The organism is Streptomyces synnematoformans (genome assembly GCF_039531005.1).
Classification (GTDB): Bacteria; Actinomycetota; Actinomycetes; order Streptomycetales; family Streptomycetaceae; genus Streptomyces; species Streptomyces synnematoformans.
In genome coordinates this window covers 1-1,291 of the sequence record NZ_BAAAPF010000668.1, presented here as the reverse complement: position 1 = coordinate 1,291, position 1,291 = coordinate 1, and the positions used below count along the sequence as shown (strand labels likewise).

Below are 1,291 nucleotides of genomic sequence, written 5' to 3'. Positions count from 1 at the left end.
CGTCGGATGCGGCGCAGTCAGGAAGAGCAGCGGGTGCGGCTGCGCGCGGCACGGCGGAACCGGCCGGAGACGGGCCGCCGGGAGCGGGCGAAGTCCGGGGAGCGGCGGGGGCTCCGCCGCGGGCTGTGGCGGAGCCGGCGGGGGCGAGCGCGGGTCCGGTTCTCGCGGCCCGGGTGCCGGGCGGCGTGGGGGTGGAGCCCTTCGGGTACGAGACGGAGTCGTCCGGTGTGGGCCTGGGCGCGGCGGGTTCGCCTGGGCGTGCCTCCGTGCCCGGCGGGTCCGGGGCGGCGGAGCCGCCGAGCGCGGGTGCGGGTGGGTGCGCCGCGGCGGCGGTGCCGGGTGGGGCGGGGGTGGAGCCCTTCGGGTACGAGACGGAGTCGTTCGGCGTGGGCCCGGGTGCGGCGGGTTCGCCCGGGTTTGCCTCCGCGCCCGGCTGGTCCGGGGCGGCGGAGCCGCCGGGCACGGACGCGGGCGCGTCCGGCGCCGTGGCGGTGCCGGGCGGGGACGGGACGGGGTCCGCACGGTACGACGTGACGTCGTCCGGCGTGAGCCCCGGTTCCGTAGCGCCCCCGCACCGCGCCCCGGCGCCCGGCGTGCCCGGGGGGCCGGGGTCCCGGAGCACCGGCCCCGCCCCGGCGGCGCAGAGCATCGCCCCCGCGGCGCAGAGCATCGACCCCGCGGCGTCGGGCGCGCGGCGGGGGGAGGTGTTCGAGGCGTACCTCGCGCTCGTGTGCCTGCGCATCGCCACCCGGCTCGCCCGCGAGGCCGGCCCCGGCGGCCCCCACGGGGCCGCCGTCGGGCGGCTCGCGGCGCACGTGGCAGGGCGGGTGCACGAGGCGGCGCGGCGGTGTCTGGGGCCGGGGCAGGGGGAGCTGGAGCGGGCGGCGTTCGAGGAGCTGTTCCCCTGGCGGGTGCCGGACCACGTCGCGGGCCTCATCGGGTGGGCCTCCGCGGTGCTCGCCGAAGGGCTGCTCGTGCCCGCCGGCGCCGGCTACCGCTTCGCGCACGAGGAGTTCGCCGACTGGCTGCAGGGCGCGCACCTCGACGTCGACGCCGCCCTCGCCGTGCTCGTCCACCGGACGTCCGAGCGCTGGCGCCCGGTCGACCTGCCGCCCGCTGCGGACGGCGGCGCCGGGCGCCGCGCGCTGCCCGTGCCGCCGCACCGGATCGGCGCGTGCGTCGAGGCGCTGCTCCTGCTGGAGCGCCGGCTCGGGCGCACGGAACTGGCCCACCGGCTGACGGACCTGCTGGCGGCCGTCGACGGCGGCGCCACCCGCCGCACGGCGTTCCC

1 pseudogene is annotated in these 1,291 nt (G+C 81.4%); it reads left to right on the top strand.

The window, feature by feature from the left end:
* Window positions 1–350 precede the first annotated feature (350 nt).
* Window positions 351–1,291, top strand: a pseudogene (locus ABD317_RS37010) (hypothetical protein); the annotation flags it as partial.